The sequence below is a fragment of the Pseudomonas sputi genome (assembly GCF_021603585.1).
GTDB classification, from domain to species: Bacteria; Pseudomonadota; Gammaproteobacteria; order Pseudomonadales; family Pseudomonadaceae; genus Aquipseudomonas; species Aquipseudomonas sputi.
Window position 1 is genome coordinate 180,445 of record NZ_BQHI01000003.1, and the last position, 20,254, is coordinate 200,698.

The 20,254-nt window shown below is 60.9% G+C and carries 18 protein-coding genes; 10 read left to right on the top strand and 8 right to left on the bottom strand.

From position 1 onward, the window contains the following. Positions 1-150 precede the first annotated feature (150 nt). A complete protein-coding gene (locus L6D81_RS05715; protein ID WP_236178242.1) occupies positions 151-1,086 on the top strand; it encodes a glutathione S-transferase family protein in 936 nt (311 codons plus the stop codon). 31 nt (positions 1,087-1,117) lie between these two features. Here L6D81_RS05715 and L6D81_RS05720 read toward each other — a convergent pair whose 3' ends face one another. Both L6D81_RS05720 and yejK read right to left on the bottom strand, forming a co-directional pair. Continuing rightward, complete coding sequence (locus L6D81_RS05720; protein ID WP_207865331.1) at positions 1,118-1,468, bottom strand: glutaredoxin family protein; 351 nt, start codon at positions 1,466-1,468, stop codon at positions 1,118-1,120. Next, complete coding sequence (yejK, locus tag L6D81_RS05725) at positions 1,468-2,472, bottom strand: nucleoid-associated protein YejK (RefSeq protein ID WP_236178243.1); 1,005 nt, start codon at positions 2,470-2,472, stop codon at positions 1,468-1,470. The genes L6D81_RS05720 and yejK overlap by 1 nt, the downstream gene beginning before the upstream one ends. A gap of 396 nt (positions 2,473-2,868) precedes the next feature. Between yejK and L6D81_RS05730 the strand changes: the two genes are divergently transcribed. Then, a complete protein-coding gene (locus L6D81_RS05730) occupies positions 2,869-3,150 on the top strand; it encodes an HU family DNA-binding protein (RefSeq protein WP_003221909.1) in 282 nt (93 codons plus the stop codon). Between the two features lie 122 nt (positions 3,151-3,272). On the opposite strand, the gene rlmF is transcribed toward L6D81_RS05730, so the two are convergent. The 5 genes from rlmF to L6D81_RS05755 form a co-directional block, all read right to left on the bottom strand. Continuing rightward, positions 3,273-4,295: a 23S rRNA (adenine(1618)-N(6))-methyltransferase RlmF gene (rlmF, locus tag L6D81_RS05735; protein ID WP_236178244.1), complete on the bottom strand. Its 1,023-nt coding sequence runs from the start codon at positions 4,293-4,295 to the stop codon at positions 3,273-3,275. Between the two features lie 134 nt (positions 4,296-4,429). Further along, positions 4,430-7,276, bottom strand: coding sequence for a valine--tRNA ligase (locus L6D81_RS05740; RefSeq protein WP_236178245.1), 2,847 nt, complete (start codon positions 7,274-7,276; stop codon positions 4,430-4,432). Between the two features lie 199 nt (positions 7,277-7,475). Continuing rightward, the gene (locus L6D81_RS05745; RefSeq protein ID WP_236178246.1) at positions 7,476-7,862 is read right to left on the bottom strand and encodes a DNA polymerase III subunit chi; all 387 of its coding nucleotides are present in this window, start codon (positions 7,860-7,862) and stop codon (positions 7,476-7,478) included. An 8-nt stretch (positions 7,863-7,870) separates the two neighbouring features. After that, positions 7,871-8,299: a DNA polymerase III subunit chi gene (locus L6D81_RS05750; RefSeq protein ID WP_236178247.1), complete on the bottom strand. Its 429-nt coding sequence runs from the start codon at positions 8,297-8,299 to the stop codon at positions 7,871-7,873. 60 nt (positions 8,300-8,359) lie between these two features. Then, positions 8,360-9,850 carry a leucyl aminopeptidase gene (locus L6D81_RS05755; protein ID WP_236178248.1) on the bottom strand — a complete coding sequence of 497 codons (1,491 nt, stop codon included), beginning with the start codon at positions 9,848-9,850 and terminating at the stop codon, positions 8,360-8,362. 307 nt (positions 9,851-10,157) lie between these two features. On the opposite strand from L6D81_RS05755, the gene lptF reads away from it, so the two are divergent. From lptF to pdxJ, 8 genes are all read left to right on the top strand, one after another. Next, positions 10,158-11,279 carry an LPS export ABC transporter permease LptF gene (gene lptF / locus L6D81_RS05760; RefSeq protein WP_236178249.1) on the top strand — a complete coding sequence of 374 codons (1,122 nt, stop codon included), beginning with the start codon at positions 10,158-10,160 and terminating at the stop codon, positions 11,277-11,279. Further along, positions 11,272-12,333, top strand: coding sequence for an LPS export ABC transporter permease LptG (gene lptG / locus L6D81_RS05765; protein WP_236178250.1), 1,062 nt, complete (start codon positions 11,272-11,274; stop codon positions 12,331-12,333). Before lptF ends, lptG begins: the two co-directional genes overlap by 8 nt. 172 nt (positions 12,334-12,505) lie before the next feature. Beyond that, entirely contained in the window at positions 12,506-14,302 is a 1,797-nt protein-coding gene (lepA, locus tag L6D81_RS05770; protein WP_039769508.1) for a translation elongation factor 4, read from the top strand. A 9-nt stretch (positions 14,303-14,311) separates the two neighbouring features. Then, positions 14,312-15,166: a signal peptidase I gene (gene lepB, locus L6D81_RS05775; protein WP_064382430.1), complete on the top strand. Its 855-nt coding sequence runs from the start codon at positions 14,312-14,314 to the stop codon at positions 15,164-15,166. A gap of 182 nt (positions 15,167-15,348) precedes the next feature. Beyond that, on the top strand, positions 15,349-16,038 hold the full coding sequence (rnc, locus tag L6D81_RS05780) for a ribonuclease III (protein WP_011332589.1): 690 nt from the start codon (positions 15,349-15,351) through the stop codon (positions 16,036-16,038). Continuing rightward, a complete protein-coding gene (gene era / locus L6D81_RS05785) occupies positions 16,031-16,933 on the top strand; it encodes a GTPase Era (RefSeq protein WP_011332590.1) in 903 nt (300 codons plus the stop codon). Before rnc ends, era begins: the two co-directional genes overlap by 8 nt. A 154-nt stretch (positions 16,934-17,087) precedes the next feature. Then, positions 17,088-17,774: a DNA repair protein RecO gene (recO, locus tag L6D81_RS05790; protein ID WP_236178251.1), complete on the top strand. Its 687-nt coding sequence runs from the start codon at positions 17,088-17,090 to the stop codon at positions 17,772-17,774. Between the two features lie 39 nt (positions 17,775-17,813). Further along, positions 17,814-18,557 carry a pyridoxine 5'-phosphate synthase gene (pdxJ, locus tag L6D81_RS05795; protein ID WP_064593587.1) on the top strand — a complete coding sequence of 248 codons (744 nt, stop codon included), beginning with the start codon at positions 17,814-17,816 and terminating at the stop codon, positions 18,555-18,557. Between the two features lie 53 nt (positions 18,558-18,610). Here pdxJ and mltF read toward each other — a convergent pair whose 3' ends face one another. Beyond that, entirely contained in the window at positions 18,611-20,071 is a 1,461-nt protein-coding gene (gene mltF / locus L6D81_RS05800; protein ID WP_236178252.1) for a membrane-bound lytic murein transglycosylase MltF, read from the bottom strand. Positions 20,072-20,254: the final 183 nt, after the last annotated feature.

Here is a 20,254-nt window from a genome sequence, read left to right on the forward strand (position 1 = left end):
ATCTCACAGGAGACATTGACGTAGGCGGAGAGTATTCCTCTTTGCATGCCTTATCAACCTGACTGATCAGTTCCCATCAGCCGGATCCGTAGGCTGCGAACGAATTGCGCGCTAAGCTGCGGGCTCACTTTCTGTGCGGCGGAGCCGAGCATGCCCGAGTTGATTCTGCATCATTACCCGACCTCTCCATTCGCCGAAAAAGCCCGGCTGCTGCTGGGGTTCAAGGGCTTGTCCTGGCGTTCGGTGCACATTTCGCCGGTAATGCCCAAGCCTGACCTGACCGCCCTGACCGGTGGCTACCGCAAGACTCCGGTGCTGCAGATCGGCGCCGACATCTATTGCGACACCGCGCTGATCGCCCGCCGCCTCGAACAGGAAAAGGCCCAGCCTTCGTTCTTCCCGGAAGGTCAGGAGATGATCGCCGCCAGCTTCGCCGCCTGGGCTGATTCGGTGGTGTTCCAGCATGCGGTGAGCCTGGTGTTCCAGCCGGAATCGGTGGCAGTGCGTTTCGGCAAATTGCCGCCGGAAGCGATCAAGGCGTTCCTTGCCGATCGGGCCGGACTGTTCAGTGGTGGCAGCGCAACCAAGCTTTCAGCGGAGCAGGCCAAGCACAATTGGCCGACCCTCATGGCGCGTCTGGAGCAGCAGTTGCAGCGTGAAGACGGTGACTACCTGTTCGGTGAGCCGTCGATTGCCGACTTCGCCATGGCCCATCCACTGTGGTTCCTAAAGGCCACGCACGTGACGGCGCCCTTGGTGGATGTTTATCCGGCGGTGTCGGCGTGGCTGGGGCGTGTGCTCGGTTTTGGCCATGGCGCGGCCAGCGAGATGAGTTCGGAGGAAGCACTGGAGATCGCGCGCAGCTCGACGCCAGCGGCGTTGCCGGAGGAAGCGTTCACTGATCCGAACGGGTTCGTGGCAGGGCAGCAGGTGCTGATCGCAGCCACAGACTACGGCGTTGATCCGGTGGCTGGTGAGCTGGTGTTTGCCGGTTGCGAGGAGCTGATCCTGCGCCGTGAAGACGAGCGTGGCGGGTTGGTGCATGTGCACTTCCCGCGTTTCGGTTTCCGAATCGAGAAACGCTGAAACAGACGAGGGAGCCCATGGGCTCCCTCGTTCATTTCAGTGCAGCGAGAATCTCGTCCGGATCAAACCCGCGAATCAACGTGCCATTGACGTCGATCAGCGGAATCCCGCGTCCGCCCAGCGCTTCGTACGCCTTGCGTGCCTCGGCATCCTTCTCGATATCGAATTCCTTGAACGGAATGCCCTTCTGATCGAGAAAGCGCTTGGTCTGCTTGCAGTAGCCGCACCAGTCCGTGGCGTACAGCACGACATGGGCGTTGGCGCGGACTTGCTCGGACGCCATCTGCGACGGGTTGAAGACCCGCTCGATCTTGCCCCAGTTCTGATAGACCACAACCACCAGCAGAACCAGTGCAACCTTTTTCAGCACATTGCCGAGCATCAGGTGCGACGTTTCAACTGATCGGTGAGTGAGGTCGGCAGGCCTTTGATGACCAGGGTCCCGGCTTCTTCGTCGTATTCGATCTTGGAGCCCAGCAGGTGCGCTTCGAAGCTGATCGACAGGCCTTCGGCGCGGCCGGTGAAGCGACGGAACTGGTTGAGCGTGCGCTTATCCGCCGGGATCTCCGGCGACAGGCCGTAATCCTTGTTGCGGATGTGATCGTAGAAGGCTTTCGGGCGCTCTTCGTCAATCAGCTCCGACAGTTCTTCCAGACCCATCGGTTCACCGAGCTTGGCCTGGCTGCTGGCGTAGTCGACCAGGGTCTTGGTCTTCTCGCGGGCGGAATCTTCCGGCAGGTCTTCGCTTTCGACGAAGTCGCTGAAGGCCTTGAGCAGGGTGCGGGTCTCGCCCGGGCCATCGACGCCTTCCTGGCAACCGATGAAGTCGCGGAAGTACTCCGAAACCTTCTTGCCATTCTTGCCCTTGATGAACGAGATGTACTGCTTGGACTGCTTGTTGTTCTGCCACTCGGAAACGTTGATCCGCGCCGCCAGGTGCAGTTGGCCGAGGTCGAGGTGGCGCGACGGGGTCACGTCCAGTTCATCGGTCACCGCCACGCCTTCGCTGTGGTGCAGCAGAGCGATGGCCAGGTAGTCCGTCATGCCTTGCTGATAGTGGGCGAACAGCACGTGGCCGCCGACCGACAGGTTCGATTCTTCCATCAGCTTTTGCAGGTGCTCGACCGCGACTTTGCTGAACGCAGTGAAGTCCTTGCCGCCTTCCATGTATTCCTTCAGCCAGCCGCTGAACGGGAACGCACCGGACTCCGGATGAAACAACCCCCAGGCTTTGCCCTGTTTGGCGTTATAGCTCTCGTTGAGATCGGCGAGCATGTTCTCGATGGCTGCGGACTCAGCCAGTTCGGAGTCACGGGCGTGCAGAACTGCGGGTGTGCCGTCGGGTTTTTTGTCGATCAAATGGACGATGCAATGACGGATCGGCATAGGCTTCTCGGCTGGTGGAAGGGAGGAGGGCGAGCTCCCCCGAAAAAGCGCTCAGTGTACCGCAACCACTGGATTTGGCGCGGGGTGAAGGGCAAATCCGGGTCGCCCGACGGGCCTTATGCATTTATTTACCGATTTAGCGCAATAAACCTGACCATTTGGCTAGCTAGAGGCGGATATTTCCTTGTCTCTGTGCTAGTTTTGCCCGGTCTTGTGCGAAGTCACCGCGACAAGCATGCATTCAGCTTTTGTCAGGTCGAACCAAACCTTGATTTCGGCATCTATAACCCCGACTCGTCGTGGTTATCGCCGAGGGTGCCAGATCCAGAAGATCGGGCTCGATGGCTGACACTGCACTCTGCAATCCATATGAATTTGATAGGGAAGGAACACTACATGGCTCTTACTAAAGACCAACTGATCGCCGACATCGCCGAAGCTATCGACGCGCCGAAAACCACCGCGCGTAACGCTCTGGACCAACTGGGCCAAATCGTTGCTGATCAGCTGGAAAACGGCGGCGAAATCACCTTGCCAGGTATCGGCAAGCTGAAAGTGACCGAGCGTCCTGCCCGCACTGGCCGTAACCCATCGACTGGCGCTGCCATCGAAATCCCTGCCAAGAAAGTGATCAAGCTGGTTGTGGCCAAAGGCCTGACCGACGCTGTGAACAAGTAAGACGCAGCGATAAAAAACCGTGCACCGGAGCGATCCGGGCACGGTTTTTTTGTGCCTGCCGATTGTGTTTCAGCAGTGGCGGCGGCTGCTTTGCGCTCAAGCGCCACCCCGGTTGAAACGTCTTACTTGCGAACCCAGCGCTCACGGCGCCAGATCTGCTGCTCGGACTTGGTCTGGAACGTCCAGGCGACGAAGCGGCTCTGCTTCTGCCCTTGGGACATCTCCACCACCTGGCTTTCCAGCGCCCCCGCCTTTTTCAGTGCGGTTTCGATGGCCGGCAGGTTCGAGGCTTTCGAGACCAGGGTACTGAACCACAGCACCTTGTGTGCAAAGTTCGCGCTTTCGGCAATCAGTTGCGTCACGAAACGCGCTTCGCCGCCTTCACACCACAGTTCGGCCGACTGACCGCCGAAGTTCAGTACCGGCAATTTGCGCTTCGGATCGGCCTTGCCCAAGGCTCGCCATTTGCGCTCACTGCCCTTGGTGGCCTCTTCCATCGACGCATGGAATGGCGGGTTGCACATGGTCAGGTCAAAGCGCTCGCCGGGCTCCAGCAGGCCGATCAGGATGTGCTTGCGGTTCTCCTGCTGGCGCAGCTGGATAACCTTGGTCAGGTCGTTGGACTGGACGATGGCCTTGGCGGCGGCCACGGCGGTCGGGTCGATTTCCGAGCCGAGGAAATGCCAGCGGTATTCGCTGTTACCGATCAGCGGATACACGCAGTTGGCGCCCATGCCGATATCCAGCACGTTGACGATGGCGCCGCGCGGAACCACGCCGTCGTTGTTGCTGGCCAGCAGGTCAGCCAGGAAGTGGATGTAGTCGGCACGGCCCGGCACCGGCGGGCACAGGTAATCGGCCGGGATGTCCCAATGCTGGATGCCGTAGAACGACTTGAGCAGCGCCCGGTTGAACACACGCACCGCATCGGGACTGGCGAAGTCGATGCTTTCCTTGCCGTACGGGTTGGTGATCACGAACTTCGCCAGTTCCGGCGTGGTCTTGATCAGCGCCGGGAAGTCGTAACGACCCTGATGGCGATTGCGCGGATGCAGGCTGGCTTCTTTACGCGGTCCCGCGGGCTTGGCCGGGGTGGCGGAGTCAGGCTTCTTGCGCGCAGGTTTTGGTGTACGTGGGGCGTTCATGGGCGTGGTCGATTCGGGTAGGGCTGAAAGTGGCGGCCATTGTCCCACAGGGAGCCGTGTTGTTGGCCGGAAAAGTGCCGGGCACAAAAAAGGGAGGCCGTTGCGGGGCCTCCCTTTTTCAATGCGATTTGCCGTTACAGGCTGGCAATCCGCGCGTGCTGCTCGGCCAGCTTGGCCAGAGCCTGTTCGGCTTCGGCCAGTTTGGCGCGTTCCTTCTCGATGACTTCAGCCGGGGCCTTGTCAACGAAACCGGCATTGGACAGCTTGCCGCCAACGCGCTGGACTTCGCCCTGCAGACGCAGGATTTCCTTGTCCAGACGTGCCAGCTCGGCGCCCTTGTCGATCAGGCCGGCCATCGGCACCAGCACTTCCATCTCGCCAACCAGCGCGGTGGCGGACAGCGGCGCTTCTTCGCCGGCGGCCAGTACGGTGATCGATTCCAGACGCGCCAGCTTCTTCAGCAGCGCTTCGTTCTCGGTCAGGCGGCGCTGGTCTTCAGCGCTGACGTTCTTCAGGTAGATCGGCAGTGGCTTGCCCGGGCCGATGTTCATTTCGCCACGGATGTTACGCGTGCCGAGCATCAGGCCCTTGAGCCATTCGATGTCGTCTTCGGCCGCCGGATCGATGCGCTCTTCGTTGGCCACCGGCCACGCTTGCAACATGATCGTCTTGCCTTGAATGCCGGCCAGCGGCGCGATGCGCTGCCAGATTTCTTCAGTGATGAACGGCATGAACGGATGCGCCAGACGCAGCGCCACTTCCAGTACGCGAACCAGCGTGCGGCGTGTGCCACGCTGACGTTCAACCGGTGCGTTCTCGTCCCACAGCACAGGCTTGGACAATTCCAGGTACCAGTCGCAGTACTGGTTCCAGATGAACTCGTACAGCGCTTGTGCCGCCAGGTCGAAACGGAACTGATCCAGTTGGCGGGTCACTTCGGCTTCGGTGCGTTGCAGCTGCGAGATGATCCAGCGGTCGGCCAGCGACAGTTCGTAGGCTTCGCCGTTCTGGCCGCAGTCCTCGCCCTTGTCCAGAACATACCGCGCGGCGTTCCAGATCTTGTTGCAGAAGTTGCGATAGCCTTCGACGCGGCCCATGTCGAACTTGATGTCGCGACCGGTGGAGGCCAGCGAACAGAAGGTGAAACGCAGGGCGTCGGTGCCGTAGCTGGCGATGCCGTCGGCGAACTCGTCGCGGGTCTGCTTCTCGATCTTCTTCGCCAGTTTCGGCTGCATCAGACCGGAAGTGCGTTTCTGCACCAGGGTTTCGAGCTCGATACCGTCGATGATGTCCAGCGGGTCCAGGACGTTGCCCTTGGATTTGGACATCTTCTGGCCCTGGCCATCACGCACCAGGCCGTGCACGTAAACGGTCTTGAACGGAACCTGCGGCGTGCCGTCCTCGTTCTTGATCAGGTGCATGGTCAGCATGATCATCCGGGCAACCCAGAAGAAAATGATGTCGAAACCGGTGACCAGCACGTCGGTGGAGTGGAATTTCTTCAAGAACTCGGTCTTTTCCGGCCAGCCCAGGGTGGAGAAGGTCCACAGGCCCGAACTGAACCAGGTGTCGAGAACGTCGTTGTCCTGTTGCAGCGCAACGTCCGGGCCAAGGTTGTGCTTGGCACGCACTTCGGCTTCGTCGCGACCGACGTAGACCTTGCCCGACTCGTCGTACCAGGCCGGGATGCGGTGGCCCCACCACAGCTGACGGCTGATGCACCAGTCCTGGATGTCGCGCATCCACGAGAAGTACATGTTTTCGTACTGCTTCGGCACGAACTGGATGCGACCGTCTTCAACGGCAGCAATCGCAGGCTCGGCCAGCGGCTTGGTGGATACGTACCACTGGTCGGTCAGCCACGGCTCGATGACGGTGCCGGAGCGGTCGCCTTTCGGCACTTTCAGGTTGTGGTCGTCGACGCTGACCAGCAGGCCGGCAGCGTCGAACGCGGCAACGATCTGCTTGCGCGCTTCGAAACGCTCGAGACCGGCGTACTCGGCCGGAATCTTGCCGTCGATGCTGTCGTTCAGCGTGCCGTCGAGGTTGAACACCTGGGCCGCAGGCAGCACGTTGGCGTTCTTGTCGAAGATGTTCAGCAGCGGCAGGTTGTGGCGCTTGCCGACTTCGTAGTCGTTGAAATCGTGGGCCGGGGTGATTTTCACGCAGCCGGTGCCGAATTCAGGATCGCAGTAATCGTCGGCGATGATCGGGATGCGGCGGCCAACCAGCGGCAGCTCGACAAACTTGCCGATCAGGGCTTTGTAGCGCTCGTCGTTCGGGTTCACCGCGACGGCGGAATCGCCGAGCATGGTTTCCGGACGGGTGGTCGCGACGATCAGGAAATCGTTGCCTTCAGCGGTTTTTGCGCCGTCGGCCAGCGGGTACTTCAGGTTCCACAGAAAACCTTTCTCGTCGTGGTTTTCCACTTCGAGGTCGGAAATCGCCGTGTGCAGTTTGGTGTCCCAGTTGACCAGACGCTTGCCGCGATAGATCAGACCGTCTTCGTGCAGGCGCACGAACGCTTCCTTAACGGCTTCCGAGAGGCCGTCGTCCATGGTGAAGCGCTCGCGGCTCCAGTCCACGGACGAGCCGAGGCGGCGGATCTGACGGCTGATGTTGCCACCGGACTGGTCCTTCCACTCCCAGACTTTCTCGAGGAATTTTTCCCGGCCCAGATCGTGACGGTTCTGGCCCTGGGCTTCGAGTTGACGCTCCACCAGCATCTGCGTGGCGATGCCGGCGTGGTCAGTGCCCGGCTGCCACAGGGTGTTGCGGCCCTGCATGCGGCGGAAACGGATCAGGGCGTCCATGATCGCGTTGTTGAAACCATGACCCATGTGCAGGCTGCCGGTGACGTTCGGCGGCGGGATCATGATGGTGTAGGAGTCGCCCGCGCCTTGCGGGGCGAAGTAGTTCTCGGACTCCCAGGTGTTGTACCAGGAAGTTTCAATGGCGTGCGGCTGGTAGGTCTTATCCATGCGCGGCGGGACCCTATTGGCATTTATTCAGGAAAAGCCGGGAAGTATAGCGGGGCATGGGGCGCAGGGCGAGCGGGGCGGGTCGGGTGGAGGCTTAAATGTGGGAGCTGGCCTGCCAGCGATGCAGGCGCCGCGGTTTTTCAGGAAAGTCGCGTTGATGCAATCGCTGGCAGGCTAGCTCCCCCAGGAGATTGGGGGGCTATTCGTACTGGCCGAGAAGCCGTTCCATCCGCGCCTCGAGGCGACGTTTGATTTCGGTTTCGATGTGCGGGGCGAAGTCGTCGATCACGTCCTGCATGATCAGTTGGGCGGCAGCGCGCAGTTCGCTGTCCAGGTGCAGCAGGGCGTCGGGGCCTTTATCCACAGCGGCAGGCTGCGCGGCAGGCGTCGGCGCGGGGGCAACCTCGACGGCTTGCGGTGGGTTGTCGACCGGGTCGAACAACATCGGAATCTGTTCCTGTTCGCCATCATCGACCGTATCGGTCAACAGCGGCGGTTGCAGGTTGTCATCGCCGAGCAACTGGCGGATCGACTCGAGGTCATCCAGCAGGTGTGCGGGTTTTTGCAGCGGTTTTGGAGTGTCCATCGGCGTACTCAGAGTCGCTGTAAACGGTGGTCTTGCAGAGGATAGCCCTGTTCGCGGTAGAAACGGAAACTCTCCCGCGCCGCAGTGCGGATCGCCGGATCTTCCACGACAACCTCCGCCACACGGGCGAATTTGTTGGCGAAAACCGGGACTTTCAGGTCGAGGTTGACCAGCAAGTCCGCGTGCTCGCCGCAGTCGTTGCCCAGTCCCAGCACGATCAAACCTTGCGGTTCGCTTTCGGCAAGGCCGTGAGGCACGAAGGTTTCACCCTTGAATGCCCACAGTCGCGCATCGAGAGCGTCACGCTGGGCAGCATCGCTGCAATGCAGGTAAATGCGGTGGCCCATGCGCCAGGCTTTGTCGGTGAGCTTGCAGGCGAAATCCAGGCGCGCCAAGGGATCGGCGCTGGGCAGGATATAAAAGTCGACTTTGGTCATTGCGGTTCCTGAGCCTTGAACGGCGCCACCCGAAGGCAGCGCCGCCCAGGTTCATCGGTTTCAGGCTTTGGCGCGATCCAGCAGGTATTGAGTCAGCAACGGAACCGGACGGCCGGTGGCGCCCTTGTCCTTGCCGCCGCTGGTCCAGGCGGTGCCCGCGATGTCCAGGTGCGCCCAGTTCAGGTTCTTGGTGAAGCGCGACAGGAAGCACGCGGCAGTGATGGTGCCGGCTTTCGGGCCGCCGATGTTGGCGATGTCGGCGAACGGACTGTCCAGTTGCTCTTGGTACTCATCGAACAGCGGCAGTTGCCAGGCACGGTCGTCGGCAGCCTTGCCGGCGCTCAGCAGTTGCTCGATCAGTTCGTCGTTGTTGCCCAGCAGGCCCGAAGTGTGGGCGCCCAGCGCAACGACGCAGGCACCGGTCAGGGTGGCGATGTCGATGACCGCTTGCGGCTTGAAGCGCTCGGAATAAGTCAGGGCGTCGCACAGCACCAGACGGCCTTCGGCGTCGGTGTTGAGGATTTCCACGGTCTGGCCGCTCATGGTGGTGACGATGTCGCCCGGGCGCGAAGCGGTGCCGCTCGGCATGTTTTCGGCGCAGGCCAGGATGCACACCAGGTTGATCGGCAGTTTCAGTTCCAGCACGGCGCGCAGGGTACCGAACACGCTGGCGGCGCCACCCATGTCGTACTTCATCTCGTCCATGCCGGCGCCCGGCTTCAGGCTGATGCCGCCGGTGTCGAAGGTGATGCCTTTGCCGACCAGCGCGTACGGCTTCTCGGATTTCTTCCCGCCGTTGTATTGCATGACGATCAGGCGCGGCGGCTGGGCGCTGCCCTGGCCGACGGCGTAGAACGAACCCATGCCCAGCGACTTGATCTTCTTCTCGTCGAGGACTTCGACTTTCAGATCCTTGAACTCCTTGCCGAGGTTCTTGGCTTGTTCGCCGAGGAACGTCGGGTGGCAGATGTTCGGCGGCAGGTTGCCCAGGTTGCGGGTGAGCGCCATGCCGTTGGCGATCGCGGTGGCGTGGTTCACGGCGCGCTGCACTTCGGCCTGAGCGGCCTTGATGGTCAGCAGGGTGATTTTCTTCAGGGCGCGCGGTTCGGCTTTCTGGCTCTTGAATTGGTCGAAGGTGTATTCGCCATCGACCAGGGTTTCGGCCAGCAGACGGGTCTTGCCGTAGCTGTCGCGGTTTTTGACGATGATTTCATCGAGTGCCAGCACGGCGTCGCTGCCGCCCAGGCCTTTGAGGGTGTTGAGGATGCCGGCGACGATCTTGCGGAACGGACGGTCGCCCAGTTCTTCATCCTTGCCCACGCCGACCAGCAGCACGCGTTCGGCTTTCAGGTTCGGCAGGCTGTGCAGCAGCAGGCTCTGGCCGACCTTGCCGGCCAGATCGCCACGCTTGAGCACGGCGCTGATGGCGCCGCCGCTCAGTTCGTCGACCTGTCTGGCGGCGACGCCGAGTTTGCGGCCTTCGCCAACGGCAACCACCAGGGTGGCGGTTTTCAACGTTTCTGGGCTAACGCTTTTTACAACCAGTTCCATGTCCGGATCCCTGAATGAATGGTCAACACGCAGGCGTTCGACGTGTCCGCCGTCGCCTGCTTATAGAGAGAAGAGGCGCAGGCCAGTGCCTGCGACAGAGGCGGCAGTTTGAACCTCGCTCACCGCGCCTGACAACCCTCGGTTGTACGATCTTCAACGGATTGCACGCTTGCGTGAGTGTGCGCAGTGACAGGCGCCCTCAATCACAGGATAATGCCGCATCTTTTTTCGACGGCTCTGCCTTGCGGGCCCGTCGATACGTTTGCTTGTTTGGCCGCCTTAGCCTGACAACCCTGGAGTGTCTGGTTTGATCGTCTTCCGTTATCTGTCCCGCGAAGTCCTGTTGACCCTGAGTGCGGTAAGTGCCGTGCTGCTGGTCATCATCATGAGCGGTCGCTTCATCAAATACCTTGCCCAGGCCGCAGCAGGCCAGCTCGATCCGGGATCGCTGTTCCTGATCATGGGCTACCGTCTGCCGGGCTTCATGCAGTTGATCCTGCCGCTGGGGCTGTTCCTCGGGATCCTGCTGGCGTACGGCCGGTTGTACCTGGAAAGCGAGATGACCGTGCTCTCGGCCACTGGCATGAGTCAGCAGCGGCTGTTTCGCATGACCCTGTTCCCGGCCACCCTGGTTGCCCTGGTGGTGGCGTGGCTGAGCCTGGGTCTGGCTCCACAAGGCGCCAACCAGTTCCAGCTGCTGCTGAACAAGCAGGATGCGCTGACCGAGTTCGACACGCTTGAGCCAGGTCGTTTCCAGGCGCTGCGCGACGGTACACGGGTGACTTACACCGAAACCCTTAGCGATGACCGGGTCAATCTCGGCAGCGTGTTCATCTCGCAGAAGAACCTCGGGGCCAACCAGAAGGATCGCGGGATTTCCGTGCTGGTGGCTGAAAAAGGCCGTCAGGAAGTGCGTCCCGACGGCAACCGTTACCTGATCCTCGACAACGGTTACCGCTACGACGGCAGCCCGGGTCAGGCCAACTATCGCGCCATCCACTACGAAACCTACGGCGTGCTGCTGCCCAAGCCGGATGTCAGCGAGGAAGTCACCGATCGTGACGCCATGCCGACCTCGTCCCTGCTGGGCAGTGATGACATCCGCTCGAAAACCGAACTGCAGTGGCGCCTGTCGCTGCCGCTGCTGGTGTTCATCGTGACCCTGATGGCGGTGCCGCTGTCGCGGGTCAACCCGCGCCAGGGACGTTTCCTCAAGCTGCTGCCGGCGATTCTTCTTTATATGGCTTACCTGACCATCCTGATTGCCGCCCGCGGCGCCCTCGAGAAAGGCAAGATTCCACCGGCGCTCGGCTTGTGGTGGGTGCATGCGATCTTCCTGGCGATCGGTCTCGGCCTGCTGTACTGGGAACCTTTGCGCCTGAAGCTGGCCAGCCGTCGCAGCGCAGCGCTGGAGGTGGCCCGTGGTTAAACTCGACCGCTACATCGGCAGCAGCGTGTTCATCGCCATCATCGCGGTGCTGGCGATCATTCTCGGCCTGGCCACCTTGTTTGCGTTCATCGACGAGATGGGCGACGTCAGTGATACCTACACCCTGGTCGATGTCCTGAGCTTCGTGCTCCTGACCGCGCCGCGCCGGCTCTACGACATGCTGCCGATGGCGGCGCTGATCGGTTGCCTGATCGGCCTTGGCAGTCTGGCGAGCAGCAGTGAGCTGACTGTGATGCGCGCCGCCGGCGTGTCCATCGGGCGCATCGTCTGGGCAGTGATGAAGCCGATGCTGGTGCTGATGCTGGCCGGCGTGCTGATCGGCGAATACGTGGCCCCGGCCACCGAAAGCATGGCCCAGGCCAACCGTTCGCTGGCGCAGGGCAGCGGCGACGCGCAAAGCGCCAAGCACGGCATGTGGCACCGTCAGGGTGACGAGTTCATTCACATCAACTCCGTCCAGCCCAATGGTCGTCTGTATGGTGTGACCCGCTATCACTTCGACAAGGAGCGCCATCTGCTCAGTTCGAGCTTCGCCAAGCGCGCCGAGTTCGACACCGATCACTGGCAGCTCAGCGACGTTACAACCACGCGTTTCAAGGAGCGCAGCACCGAAGTGGTCAATACGCCAGTCGAGCGCTGGGACGTTTCCCTGAGTCCGCAATTGCTGAGCACCGTGGTAATGGCGCCGGAATCGCTGTCGATCACCGGCCTGTGGGGTTACATCCACTACCTGGCCGAGCAGGGTCTGAGCAACGGCCGTTACTGGCTGGCATTTTGGGTCAAGGTGTTGCAGCCGCTGGTGACCGCCGCGCTGGTGCTGATGGCGATCTCGTTCATCTTTGGTCCATTGCGTTCGGTGACCCTCGGTCAGCGAGTGTTCACCGGTGTGCTGGTGGGTTTCACCTTCCGCATCGTTCAGGATCTGCTGGGCCCGTCCAGTCTGGTGTTCGGCTTCTCCCCGCTGTTCGCGGTGCTGGTTCCGGCCGGCGTGTGTGCGCTGGCGGGCGTCTGGCTGTTGCGTCGAGCCGGTTGATGAACAAGGTTTCACCCACGCTTTAGCCTTGAAAACGCCTCGGTCGCCAGACCGGGGCGTTTTTGCATGCAATCCGGGTGACAGGCGAACGTGACGCTTGCGCCGTGTATCAGGTACAATTCCCGGCTATTTTTCGGCGGGCCAAGCCTGCAGCCTTTTTGAGTGTTGATCCGTGAGTGATTTGAGTCATATCCGCAATTTCTCCATCATCGCCCACATTGACCATGGCAAGTCGACGCTGGCTGACCGTTTCATCCAGATGTGCGGCGGCCTGGCCGAGCGTGAAATGGAAGCCCAGGTACTGGATTCCATGGATCTTGAGCGCGAACGCGGGATCACCATCAAGGCCCACAGCGTCACCCTCTATTACAAGGCCAAAGACGGCGTCACCTACCAGCTGAACTTCATTGACACCCCGGGCCACGTCGACTTCACCTACGAAGTCAGCCGTTCCCTGGCGGCCTGTGAAGGTGCGTTGCTGGTGGTCGATGCGGGGCAGGGCGTTGAAGCCCAGTCCGTGGCCAACTGCTACACCGCCATCGAGCAGGGCCTGGAGGTCATGCCGGTCCTGAACAAGATCGACCTGCCGCAGGCCGAGCCTGATCGTGTGAAGGACGAGATCGAGAAGATCATCGGCATCGACGCCACCGACGCCGTCACCTGCAGCGCCAAGACCGGCCTGGGTGTCGACGAAGTGCTCGAGCGTCTGGTCGCCACCATCCCTGCGCCGACCGGCAACATCGAAGATCCGCTGCAAGCGTTGATCATCGACTCCTGGTTCGACAACTACCTGGGCGTTGTCTCCCTGGTGCGTGTGCGTCACGGCCGGGTGAAGAAGGGCGACAAGATCCTGGTGAAGTCCACCGGCAAAGTGCATCTGGTCGACAGCGTGGGTGTGTTCAACCCGAAACACACTGCCACCGCTGACCTGAAGGCCGGCGAAGTGGGCTTCATCATCGCCAGCATCAAGGACATTCACGGTGCACCGGTCGGTGACACCCTGACCCTGAGCTCCACGCCGGACGTTCCGGTGCTGCCAGGCTTCAAACGCATCCAGCCGCAGGTTTACGCCGGTCTGTTCCCGGTCAGCTCCGACGACTTCGAGGATTTCCGCGAAGCGCTGCAGAAACTGACCCTGAACGACTCGTCGCTGCAATACACCCCGGAAAGCTCCGACGCACTGGGCTTCGGCTTCCGTTGCGGCTTCCTCGGCATGCTGCACATGGAGATCATTCAGGAGCGCCTGGAGCGCGAATACGACCTGGACCTGATCACCACGGCGCCGACGGTGATCTTCGAACTGGTGCTGAAAACCGGTGAAACGATTTACGTCGACAACCCGTCGAAGCTGCCGGACGTCTCGTCGATCGAAGACATGCGTGAGCCGATCGTGCGTGCCAACATCCTGGTACCGCAGGAACACCTGGGCAACGTCATCACCCTGTGCATCGAAAAACGCGGTGTGCAGGTCGACATGCTGTTCCTCGGCAATCAGGTGCAAGTGACCTACGACCTGCCGATGAACGAAGTGGTCCTGGACTTCTTCGATCGTCTGAAATCCACCAGTCGCGGCTATGCTTCGCTGGACTACCATTTCGATCGTTACCAATCGGCTAATCTGGTGAAACTGGACGTGCTGATCAACGGCGACAAGGTCGACGCTCTGGCGTTGATCGTGCACCGTGACAATTCGCACTTCAAAGGTCGCCAGTTGACCGAGAAGATGAAAGAACTGATTCCTCGTCAGATGTTCGACGTGGCCATCCAGGCTGCCATTGGCGGTCAGATCGTCGCCCGGACAACCGTCAAGGCACTCAGAAAGAACGTATTGGCCAAGTGCTACGGCGGCGACGTCAGCCGTAAGAAAAAACTGCTTGAGAAGCAGAAGGCCGGTAAGAAACGCATGAAACAGGTCGGCAACGTGGAAATCCCGCAAGAAGCCTTCCTCGCCGTGCTCAGGTTGGAATAGTCAGGTCCTATGTCACTAAATTTCCCGCTGTTGCTGGTCATTGCCGTGTTTGTCTGCGGTCTGTTGGCGTTGCTCGATCTGTTGATCCTGGCACCGCGTCGGCGTGCCGCCATCGCCTCCTATCAGGGCAGCGTCAGCCAGCCTGACGTGGTGGTGGTCGAGAAGCTGAACAAGGAACCGCTGCTGGTCGAGTACGGCAAGTCGTTCTTTCCGGTGCTGTTCATCGTGCTGGTGCTGCGTTCGTTCCTGGTGGAACCGTTCCAGATTCCGTCCGGCTCGATGAAACCGACCCTGGACGTCGGCGACTTCATTCTGGTGAACAAGTTTTCCTACGGGATCCGTTTGCCGGTGATCGACAAGAAGATCATCGAAGTCGGTGACCCGCAGCGCGGCGATGTGATGGTGTTCCGCTACCCGAGTGACCCGAACGTCAACTACATCAAGCGTGTGGTCGGCCTGCCGGGCGACACCGTGCGGTACACCGCCGACAAGCGTCTGTTCGTCAATGGCGAGTCGATTGCCGAGCAACTGGTCGGCTCCGAGCCGGGCACGCTGGGCAGCGCGGAGCTCTACAAGGAAAAACTCGGCGCCGCCGAGCACCTGATCCGCAAGGAAATGAGCCGCTACCGCGCCACGCCGGACCATACCTGGACCGTGCCAGCCGGGCACTACTTCATGATGGGCGACAACCGCGACAACTCGAACGACAGTCGCTACTGGGATGATCCGAACATTCCCAAGGATCTGCTGGGCATGGTTCCCGACCAGAACATCGTCGGCAAGGCCTTCGCGGTCTGGATGAGCTGGCCGGAACCGAAACTCAGCCACCTGCCGAACTTCTCGCGGGTCGGCCTGATCAAGTAAACAAACACGGCGCTGTTGACCACAGCGCCGAATGCATTTCTGGCGTCGGCACAACCGGCTCCGGGGCATGAAGCCACGATATTCAGGACGTCATTTTTGAACACAGCGTTAATTGTCCCAGGCCTGCGCCGTATCCCGGCGATGGCAGTGGAATCCAGCCACGAACTCAGCGTGGGTAAACCGTGAGCGTTTCTCTAAGCCGTCTCGAGCGTCAGCTCGGTTACACCTTCAAGGACCAGGAACTGATGGTCCTGGCCCTTACGCACCGCAGCTTTGCCGGACGCAACAACGAGCGTCTGGAATTCCTCGGCGATGCGATCCTCAACTTTGTTGCCGGCGAAGCCCTGTTCGACCGCTTCCCGCTGGCTCGTGAAGGCCAGTTGTCGCGTTTGCGCGCACGGCTGGTAAAAGGTGAGACGCTGGCGGTGCTGGCCCGCGGTTTCGATCTGGGCGATTACCTGCGTCTGGGGTCCGGCGAGTTGAAGAGCGGCGGTTTCCGTCGCGAGTCGATTCTGGCCGACGCCCTTGAAGCACTGATCGGTGCGATCTACCTCGACGCCGGCATGGAAGTCGCCCGCGAACGTGTACTGGCCTGGCTGGCCGGTGAGTTCGAAGGCCTGACGCTGGTCGACACCAACAAGGATCCGAAGACCCGGCTGCAGGAATTCCTGCAATCGCGCGGCTGCGAATTGCCGCGTTATGAAGTGGTGGATATCCAGGGCGAACCGCACTGCCGTACCTTCTTCGTCGAGTGCGAAGTTGTCCTATTGAATGAAAAAAGCCGGGGTCAGGGTGTGAGCCGTCGCATTGCCGAACAGGTAGCGGCCGCCGCAGCACTGATTGCCCTGGGTGTGGAGAATGGCAATGACTGATACAAACGCAACGCGCTGTGGCTATGTTGCCATCGTCGGCCGTCCCAACGTGGGCAAGTCCACGCTGCTGAACCACATCCTCGGCCAGAAGCTGGCGATCACCTCGCGCAAGCCGCAGACCACTCGCCACAACATGCTCGGGATCAAGACCGAGGGCGATGTGCAGGCGATCTACGTCGACACCCCCGGCATGCACAAGGGGGGCGAAAAGGCCCTGAACCGCTACATGAACAAGACCGCTTCGGCGGCGTTGAAAGACGTCGACGTGGTGATCTTCGTGGTCGACCGCACCAAGTGGACTGAAGAAGACCAGATGGTCCTGGAGCGCGTGCAGTACGTGACCGGCCCGCTGATCGTCGCGCTGAACAAGACCGACCGCATCGAGGACAAGGCCGAGCTGATGCCGCACCTGTCGTGGTTACAGGAACAGTTGCCGAACGCGCAGATCATTCCGATTTCGGCGCAGCAGGGGCATAACCTCGACGCGCTGGAAAAGGTCATCGCCGACCATCTGCCGGAGAACGATCACTTCTTCCCGGAAGACCAGATCACCGACCGCAGCAGCCGTTTCCTCGCCGCCGAACTGGTGCGCGAGAAGATCATGCGCCAGCTCGGCGCCGAGCTGCCGTACCAGATCACCGTGGAAATCGAAGAGTTCAAGCAGCAGGGTGCGACGCTGCACATCCATGCGCTGATTCTCGTCGAGCGTGACGGCCAGAAGAAAATCATCATTGGCGACAAGGGCGAGCGCATCAAGCGCATCGGCACCGAGGCGCGCAAGGACATGGAGCTGCTGTTCGACTCCAAGATCATGCTCAACCTGTGGGTCAAGGTGAAGGGCGGCTGGTCCGACGACGAGCGTGCGCTGCGTTCGCTGGGTTACGGCGACCTGTAAAGCAATACATCGATCCATTGTGGGAGCGAGCTTGCTCGCGAAGACGATGTAACATTCAGCATTGATGTTGACTGTTGCACCGCTTTCGCGAGCAAGCTCGCTCCCACATTGGTTTTGGGTGATGAGTAAACCGCGTTCCCTCAACGAGAAATCCATGTCTCAAGCGCCTCCCGCCCAACCCGCCTACGTCCTCCACTCCCGCGCCTATCGTGAAACCAGCGCGCTGGTGGACTTCCTCACGCCGCAAGGTCGGCTGCGGGCAGTGTTGCGCAGTGCGCGGGGCAAGGCCGGGACGCTGGCGCGGCCATTCGTGCCACTGGAAGTGGAGTTTCGCGGCAAGGGTGAGTTGAAGAATGTCGGGCGCATGGAAAGTGTCGGCAACGCAACGTGGATGGTCGGCGAGGCGCTGTTCAGCGGCCTGTATCTCAATGAGCTGCTGATTCGCCTGTTGCCCGCCGAAGACCCGCATCCTGCGGTGTTCGATCATTACGCTGCCACGTTGCTGGCATTGGCCGAGGGGCGGCCACTGGAGCCGTTGTTGCGCTCCTTCGAATGGCGGCTGCTCGATGATCTCGGTTACGGTTTTTCCCTGAACACCGACATCAACGACGAACCCATCGCTGCGGATGGCCTCTACCGTTTGCAGGTGGAGGCCGGGCTCGAACGGGTCTACCTGCTGCAACCCGGTCTGTTCAACGGCACCGAACTGCTGGCCATGGCCGAAGCCGACTGGTCGGCACCGGGCGCGTTGTCCGCCGCCAAGCGCTTGATGCGCCAAGCCTTGGCCGTGCATCTGGGCGGTCGTCCGCTCGTCAGTCGCGAGCTGTTTCGCAAGCCCTGATATGCTGTGCGCCGAATCTTTCCATTCAGGAGCGCATCCGTGACCACCAGCAATCGCATTCTTCTTGGCGTGAACATCGACCACGTCGCCACCCTGCGTCAGGCCCGTGGCACGCGCTATCCGGATCCGGTCAAGGCAGCGCTGGACGCAGAAGAGGCGGGCGCCGACGGCATCACCGTGCACCTGCGCGAAGACCGTCGGCACATTCAGGAACGCGACGTGCTGCTGCTCAAGGATGTGCTGCAGACCCGCATGAACTTCGAAATGGGCGTCACCGAAGAAATGATGGCGTTCGCCGAGCGTATTCGTCCGGCGCACATCTGTCTGGTACCGGAGACCCGTCAGGAACTGACCACCGAAGGCGGTCTGGATGTGGCGGGGCAGGAAGAGCGGATCCGGGCTGCGGTCGAACGTCTGTCGAAGATCGGCAGTGAAGTGTCGCTGTTCATCGACGCCGACGAGCGGCAGATCGCTGCGTCGAAGCGCGTCGGCGCACCGGCCATCGAACTGCACACAGGGCGTTATGCCGATGCCGAAACGCCTGCCGAAGTGGCTGAAGAACTCAAGCGTGTCGCGGACGGCGTGGCGTTCGGTCTGGCCCAGGGCCTGATCGTCAATGCCGGCCATGGCCTGCATTATCACAACGTCGAGGCGGTGGCGGCGATCAAGGGCATCAACGAGTTGAACATCGGTCATGCGCTGGTGGCGCATGCGTTGTTCGTGGGCTTCAAGTCGGCGGTGTCGGAGATGAAGGCGTTGATTCTGGCGGCTGCCAAACACTAAGTTTCAACATCCTGTGGGAGCAAACTTGCTCCCACATTTGTTTTGGGGATGGGTTAAAGCGGGGCGGGCTCTTGAGTCGGTTTCGATTTGTCGATCCCCGGCACATGCAGATTGCCTTCGGCCACCTGATCGCCCTCAAGCTGCGGCTGGGTCACCCACGTCAGGATGTCGTAGTAGCGACGGATGTTCGCCACGAAGTGCACCGGTTCGCCGCCCCGGGCGTAGCCGTAGCGAGTCTTGCTGTACCACTGTTTCTGCGACAGGCGCGGCAGCATTTTCTTCACGTCCAGCCACTTGTCCGGGTTCAGACCTTCCTTCGACGCCAGTTTGCGCGCGTCATCCAGATGGCCGCTGCCGACGTTGTAGGCCGCCAGTGCGAACCAGGTGCGGTCCGGCTCCTGGATCGACTCGTCGAGCTGATCCTTTATGTAAGCCAGGTACTTGGCGCCGCCCATGATGCTCTGCTTCGGATCGAGGCGGTTGGACACGCCCATGGCCTGGGCGGTGTTCTGGGTCAGCATCATCAGCCCGCGCACGCCGGTCTTCGAGGTAACCGTCGGTTGCCACAGCGATTCCTGATAACCGATGGCCGCCAGCAGGCGCCAATCGACTTTCTCTTTCTTGGCGTAGGTCTTGAAGTGCTGTTCGTATTTGGGCAGCCGTTGCTGCAAATGCTGGGCGAAGGTGGTGGCGCCCATGTAGCCGAGGACGTCGACGTGACCGTAATACCGGTCCTTCAGGCGTTGCAAAGTGCCGTTCTTCTGCACCTTGTCCAGATAACTGTTGATCTCGTTGAGCAGGCTGTTGTCTTCGCCGGCGGCCACCGCCCAGCTCTGGCTGCGGGCGTCGCCGAGGTCGAAGGCCACGCGGATGTTGGTGAAGTACACCTGGTTCATCGCCACTTCGTTGGAATCGACCAGCGTCAGGTCGATCTGGCCTTCGTCAACCATGCGCAGCAGGTCGACCACTTCAACGGCGTCGGACTCTTCGTACTGGATGCCAGGATATTTCTGTTTCAGCTCCGCCAGTTGTTCGGCGTGGGTGCTGCCCTTGAGCACCATGATCTTCTTGCCCACCAGATCGCCGGCGTCGGTGGGGCGTGACTGGCCGTTGCGATAGATGATCTGTGGGGTGACTTCGAGGTAGGAGCGGGAGAAACGCACCTGCTTCTTGCGCTGTTCGCTGCTGACCAGGCCGGCGGCCGCCAGTACCGGGCCGTTCGGCTTGCCGACCTGGTTGAACAGGTCATCGAGGTTGTCGGCGGTTTCGATCTTCAGCTCGACCCCCAAATCGTCGGCGAAGCGCTTCACCAGCTCGTATTCGAAGCCGGTTTCACCGCTGCGATCCTGAAAGTAGGTGGCGGGGCTGTTTCGGGTGACCACCCGCAGCACGCCATCCTCCTTTACGCGCTCGAGTGTGTTGGGTTTATCAACACAGCCACTGAGCATCAGGAAGAGTCCGGTAGCGATCAGCCATTTGGCGTACCGCGGACGCAAAGCCGTTGGGGAAAACATGTGCGCAGTATACGCAAAGGACAACGGGCGCCATATCTCGACAGCCGAGGGGTTGTCTGCTAGGCATCACAAAACCGCGCGAAACCCCGCAGAAACGGGCCCGAAAGGCATTTTGTGACAGAAAAAATAACCCGCCTTCCAACACCTCATAAAATTGACCCTCAAGGCAGGAACACCACTCGA

Coding starts and splice junctions, on each gene's coding strand:
- L6D81_RS05715 (WP_236178242.1), top strand. CDS start 151: ATGCCCGAGTTGATTCTGCATCATTACCCGACCTCTCCATTCGCCGAA.
- L6D81_RS05720 (WP_207865331.1), bottom strand. CDS start 1,468: ATGCTCGGCAATGTGCTGAAAAAGGTTGCACTGGTTCTGCTGGTGGTT.
- yejK (WP_236178243.1), bottom strand. CDS start 2,472: ATGCCGATCCGTCATTGCATCGTCCATTTGATCGACAAAAAACCCGAC.
- L6D81_RS05730 (WP_003221909.1), top strand. CDS start 2,869: ATGGCTCTTACTAAAGACCAACTGATCGCCGACATCGCCGAAGCTATC.
- rlmF (WP_236178244.1), bottom strand. CDS start 4,295: ATGAACGCCCCACGTACACCAAAACCTGCGCGCAAGAAGCCTGACTCC.
- L6D81_RS05740 (WP_236178245.1), bottom strand. CDS start 7,276: ATGGATAAGACCTACCAGCCGCACGCCATTGAAACTTCCTGGTACAAC.
- L6D81_RS05745 (WP_236178246.1), bottom strand. CDS start 7,862: ATGGACACTCCAAAACCGCTGCAAAAACCCGCACACCTGCTGGATGAC.
- L6D81_RS05750 (WP_236178247.1), bottom strand. CDS start 8,299: ATGACCAAAGTCGACTTTTATATCCTGCCCAGCGCCGATCCCTTGGCG.
- L6D81_RS05755 (WP_236178248.1), bottom strand. CDS start 9,850: ATGGAACTGGTTGTAAAAAGCGTTAGCCCAGAAACGTTGAAAACCGCC.
- lepB (WP_064382430.1), top strand. CDS start 14,312: ATGTCACTAAATTTCCCGCTGTTGCTGGTCATTGCCGTGTTTGTCTGC.
- era (WP_011332590.1), top strand. CDS start 16,031: ATGACTGATACAAACGCAACGCGCTGTGGCTATGTTGCCATCGTCGGC.
- recO (WP_236178251.1), top strand. CDS start 17,088: ATGTCTCAAGCGCCTCCCGCCCAACCCGCCTACGTCCTCCACTCCCGC.
- mltF (WP_236178252.1), bottom strand. CDS start 20,071: ATGTTTTCCCCAACGGCTTTGCGTCCGCGGTACGCCAAATGGCTGATC.